4 protein-coding genes are annotated in these 5,544 nt (G+C 63.1%); all 4 read right to left on the reverse strand.

Going from position 1 to position 5,544, the window contains the following annotated elements:
• Positions 1 to 85 (reverse strand): hypothetical protein (locus tag WAN02_RS15625; RefSeq protein WP_422265115.1); only part of this gene is annotated, 85 nt, incomplete at its 3' end.
• Between the two features lie 598 nt (positions 86 to 683).
• Positions 684 to 2,456 carry an NAD-binding protein gene (locus tag WAN02_RS15630; protein WP_422265112.1) on the reverse strand — a complete coding sequence of 591 codons (1,773 nt, stop codon included), beginning with the start codon at positions 2,454 to 2,456 and terminating at the stop codon, positions 684 to 686.
• A gap of 57 nt (positions 2,457 to 2,513) precedes the next feature.
• Positions 2,514 to 3,776: an MFS transporter gene (locus WAN02_RS15635; RefSeq protein WP_422265113.1), complete on the reverse strand. Its 1,263-nt coding sequence runs from the start codon at positions 3,774 to 3,776 to the stop codon at positions 2,514 to 2,516.
• Positions 3,777 to 3,976: 200 nt separating this feature from the next.
• Positions 3,977 to 5,544, reverse strand: a 1,568-nt coding sequence (locus WAN02_RS15640; RefSeq protein WP_422265114.1) for an APC family permease, incomplete at its 5' end; no start/stop codon positions are given.

Here is a 5,544-nt window from a genome sequence, read left to right on the forward strand (position 1 = left end):
GTGGGAGGAGAAACCCGAAATAGAAGAACAGCAGCAGCGGCTTGAACAGATTGTGGGTGAAGTTGTGCCAGAATTCGTGCAGCATTGACCGACTCCTTGAGCGGGGTAAGGGGGATAAGGTGCCGAAATGGCCTATCGTGCAACGTTTGTCACTGCAATGGGTTCCGGTTCCCCGCGGTCACCGTGGGATCCGCGCTGCAAGTGTGGACGTCGAATCACCGGACCATTACAACGATCAATGCCATGCCAACTGGACAGGCTGGCGGTGGCTGGCTCGTCATTGTGGTACTGATAGTCCCTGCTGCCCTGACGATTTGGGTAACTAGAGATTGTGCAGCCGGCACGATTGCTTGACTCACTTCGCGGCGGCATTCGGGAATACGGTGCGGCGACGGCGGTCACCCGCAAGGGTCTAGAGATTTTGCGCGCTTGATTCGCGGCCATTCGTAGCTCCCGCCTGTCGGCGCGGAGTCACCCGCGCAGTATTCCAGGGGTAGAGGCCATCAGCACGGTCCGGTTCAAGATCTCGAACCTCATGCGTAAGCGAGCCTCATCGCTACGATCTCGGCGAAACGTAACAAACTCACCCAACGAAAAAGTAACGCCCAGGTGAACGATTCGTGATCGACGTTTGCTGGGATCAGGCTTTGTCATCGCGTCAACACGCTGGCACGGCACGGTGATCAGCCGGTCTCCGCATGGCTGTCCGCATCGATGGCCGGATCTTCGTGGATGTCTTCGCCGTCGCCGCTCGGCTCGGCCGAAGATTGTCCCTTGCGCAGCGTGTCAAGGAGTTCACGGTAGGGCCCGACAAGGTAGACGATGTCGTCGGCGCGAAGGCTGGCATCGCGCCGCGGGTGCAGCTTGACAGCTGCATTGGGCTGGGCGATGGCAATCACCCGGGTTTGGGTGGACAGTTCGAACAAGCGCATGCCGCCGAGTTCGCTCCCAGGCGCCACGCGCATTGCGCCGACCACGAACGAGCGTTGCCCCACCGAGAACGTGTCCAGCACCTGCAGCCCGATCGCGGCGCCGATGAACCAGGGTGCAGCCAATTCAACCGTAGAGCGAGCGTTGACGAAACCGAAGCGCTGTGCCAGCGCGAAGCCCAGCGCGCGGTCAAAAACCCGCAACACGAGCGGAACGTCGGGCCAGTGGTGCAACGGAGCCAACCGGCGACCGAGCATCGCGGCCAACACGATCCCGGTTTCGATGTTGACCATGTCATCGCGGGTCAGCACCGTCACCGCGCGGGCGCGATCCACGCGCGCCAATTCCAGTGTCTGAACCAGCGTCGCATCCCCGAAGACCACCGGGACGTCGAGTTTGCGTGCCGCAGAAAGGAACCGGTTTTCCTCGTCGATCTCGATCACCGCGACGTCGTGTCCGGCGGCGACCAGATCGCTGACCACACGGATCCCCAACGCGCTGAGTCCGACGACGACGATGTGGTTACGCAGATGGCGTATCCGCAGGCGTGCGGCGGAGACGACGAAGCGGCGCGACAGCAGCACCTCGGCGATGAACGCGACCAGCAACGCGATGGTGGTTACTCCCCCGAACATCATCGTGGCGGCAAACAGCCGCAGCCAGGTGGGCTGGTTCACGAAGCTGAAGTCGCCGTAGCCGGTGGTGGTGAGCGTCTCGATGGTGAAGTACAGCGCGTCGATCCATCCCATCCGGGGGTTCTCGTGGCTCAACCGCAACACCACTGTGGAGCCGATCGTCAGCGCGAGCACTGCGGTCAGCACCAGGTAGAACGCCGTGTTGATGTCGTTGCGTAAGGCGCGGGCAGCATCCAGAATCCGCCGCAGCCGCGGCCGGCGCGAGCGCATTCGGGTCGAGCGAGGGACTTTGATGCCTTGGGCGGCCACTTCGTCGGCGGTGCCGATCATCATCGTCCAGTCACCGGCGTGCACCTGCAGGTCCCGGCCCGGGCAGACCTCCAGCTGGCCGGGGGCAGGGGAGTTTTCGCCGCGGATCACCGCCACCGGCGCCAGGCCGCCGTAGAGTTCGCGCAGCGTGGCGTCCCGCGACGCCGAGCTGCCTGAGACGACGAATTCGATGCCCGCGGCTCGGAATGGGTGGATGGCGTGGGCCAGGCAGGCTTCGACGACAGATGGCGCCGCGAGTTCGGCGACGTCGAGGATTGCACCGGGCCCATTGTCCTCGGCCACCGTTTCGCGCAATGCGTCGTTGGCCAGCCGCGCCACCACGCGTACCTCAGGGTTGGCTTTCCTTGCTAGCAGGGCGATTTCGAGGTTGATCGAATCGTCATCTCCGCCGCAGACAACAGCAAGCGCGTCAGCGATACCGCCTTCGGCGAGGTCGGTCTCGGTATCGGCGACCTCGGTGTCGTCGAGTTTGACAACTGTTACGCCCGCGTTTTTCAGCTCACCGACGATCGTCGTGGCCAAAGCATCGTCACCGCTGACGATGATGCGGTTCGAGTTCATTTCATCACCACCCCAAGGAATCCTCATTTTGGCGGCGACCGTCGGCCAATCGGATGATCACGAGCAACGCTCTCGGGCTTGCTCATTCGCTGACCCGCGCAGCATGCAGGAAGCGATGGTCGCCGCGAGCATCCAAGCCGCAGCGTAGCCGAATGCCACGGCCGGAGAAAACAGCGCGTACAGCAACCCCGCGACGACTGTCGCGACCATGTCGCCTGTCGCCTGCACCGCTCCCAGCACTCCGAACCCGCTGCCGCGCAGCCGATCCGGAAGCAGCTGCGCCACCACCGCTGATTCAGTGGGCTCGACAAGTCCGATACCAGCTCCAGCTGCCGCGAATGCCAGTACGACCGCGATCACACTATGCACACCGGCGGAGAAGGCGCCGTAAGCGATGACATACACGGCTGCGCCGGTCGCGAACACCGCCCGCGGGCCCGCGCGGTCATACCACCGTCCGGCCACCAAGGACGCGAACGTCGCAATCACGTTATGCCCGGCGTAGATCAAGATCGCGATCGATGTCGCCGTCGTAACCGGTCGCGGCTGTGACGTGAGCAGTTGAGTGGCGCGCAAGATCAGCAGAGTCGTTGCGAGGTTGCCGAACTCGAAGAGCAGCACCGGCGCCAAGGCGCGGAGCATCCCGGCATCGCGTAGTGCTCGCAGCTCGAGCCGGCGCGGCGAGGGCACGCCACCGGTCTGCCGGCTGCGCCGGGACTCGCGGGCGGCCACGATAATCGCGATGGCCGCGAACAGGCCCGGCACCGCTGCCAGGTACAGCGCAGGCCGGACACCGACCCAGGCCACTAACCCGGCCGCCAGCAACGGTCCCGCGACTGCGCCAAGGTTGTCCCCGGCCCTTTCGAGCCCGAACGCTCTGCCCTGCGCTGCGGTTGGACTCAGAGAAGCCAGCAATGCATCACGGGCGGGAGACCGCAGTCCCCGGGACAACCACGCGATTGCGCGCAGCGCGCCGACCTGCCAAACGGTTACCGCTGCACCGATTGCTCCGGTCGCGACCGCAGTGCCCAGATAACCACCAGACGCGGTTCGCGCCCGCAGGTGTGGGTCGTTCGCTAACGGGCCGCCGATGAACTTCATCACGCCGATGAGCGCATCACTGATCCCGTCGATCACGCCCAGTGCTGCCGCCGAGGCCCCCAGCGTGCCAGTGAGGAATGCCGGCAGCACCGACGTCGTCACCTCATGACCGGAATCAGAGAAGAAGCTCGCCGCTGCGACGGCACCGACACCGGGTGTCAGCCAAGGGCCTTTCGGTGTCTCCACCGGTTTAGAACTCGCGTCGCCAACGTCATTCATATCCGTTCCCCATCGTGGTTGTCTGTCAGTTTCGGATGAGCTGGCGGGCGCATCGAGGCCGACCCGGGGCATTTCACTCTGCTCGTAGCAATCGAAATTCCTGTCGAACCGATACCGCTGTGCGGGAGCGGGTTTCGGTGCGTTCCGAGCCGAGATGGCTCCACTTCAGAACGCCTCCTCGCGGATCGAGCTTCCCGGGACTATTGCTCCTCGGCGCTTACTGTCTTTGTCTCCAACTCCTCGCTCTCCACCTCGCCTGCTCCTCGCGCAGTCCGTTCGTCGAGACCGTCGGAGGATAGCCGCGTTATCCGGGACTCGACGTCGTAGGGCACAATGATCGCGGTTGCACCTGGAATGCGGCTAACAGCCCTGGCCATCTTGTCGGCAGTGCGGTCGTGAAGCAGCCGGCCCAGCAAGGCTGAATATGTTCGGCGCGGCAATAGGACCGTGACCTTGGTGTCCGGATGGTCTCTTTTCACCGACAGGACCAGCTCCTGCGCGACGCGAGGGAGATTGCGATCCGGACAGTCGATCACCCGAAGCTCGGTGTCGTGTTCGAAGTGCTGCCAGCGCTCCTGCAGCTGAGCGGAATGATCTGCGTCTACCACGAAGTGGACCGCCAGCAACTCGTCGGAATCGAGTCCCTTTCCGTAGCGCAATGCCTCGATCTCGGCGAGGTCGACCGAATCCACAAAAACGAACACCCGCAGACGCGCGTACCCGGCCAACTCGGGACGCTCGGTGCGCGACATCTCCAAGACGGAAGCCTCGGCGCGATATTGCCGGTTCAGTCGTATAAACGCGTACACCAGGATGGGGAAGACGACGACGACGAGCCAGGCCCCTTCGGTGAACTTGGCCACCACAAAGATCCCCACGACGATCGTCGATAAGATCCCTGCCGACAGGTTGACCAGCACCTTGCGGCGCCAGCCGCGTTCACGGTGGGTGAAATGGTGTCGACTCATCCCGAAGCCAGCCATCGCGAACGCGGTGAACACGCCGATCGCGAAAAGCGGCACCAGCTTGTTGACCGAGCCGCGGGTCACCAGCAGCAACGTCACCGCCAGCACGGTCAGCGTGATGATGCCGTTGGAGAACCTCAGGCGATGACCGCGTTTGGTCAGTGGTCGCGGCAGAAAACGGTCCTCGGCAACAAAACTGGCCAGTGCGGGAAATCCGGTGAAACCGGTGTTCGCACCGGCGAATAGGATCGCTGCGCTCGACGCCTGCACCAGAAAGTACAGGATGTTTCCGATCACTCCGTGGCCGAAGACCGCACGGGTGATCTCGGAAAGCATCGACGGATATTCATCGAGATAAGGAGCAACATGGGTGGTGTAGGCAAGCCAGGCGACACCGGCCAATAAGAACCCGAGGATGCAGGCCATGACGGTCAGCACCCGACGGGCGTTGATACCTTGAGGCTCGCGAATGTAGTTGACGGTGTTGGAAATCGCCTCGACGCCGGTCAGCGACGCGCCGCCGTTGGCGAATGCACGTAACACCACCAGAACCGTCGCACCCATCACCAGACCGCCGCCCTGATGGACCGGTACGGCCCCGACAATGTGGGCCGGGTTGTATCTCGGTAAACCCCAGAAGATCTCACGAATGATGCCGGTCACGATCGTCAGCGTGATCAAGATGACGAAGGAGTAGGTGGCGATCGCAACGGTCCGGCTCGACTGCCGCAATCCGCGCAGGTTGACAAGACAAATCAAGAGGACCACGGCCACAGTGATTTCCAAGTGATACGGACGTAGCT

Source organism: Mycobacterium sp. (assembly GCF_049281135.1).
Classification (GTDB): domain Bacteria; phylum Actinomycetota; class Actinomycetes; order Mycobacteriales; family Mycobacteriaceae; genus Mycobacterium.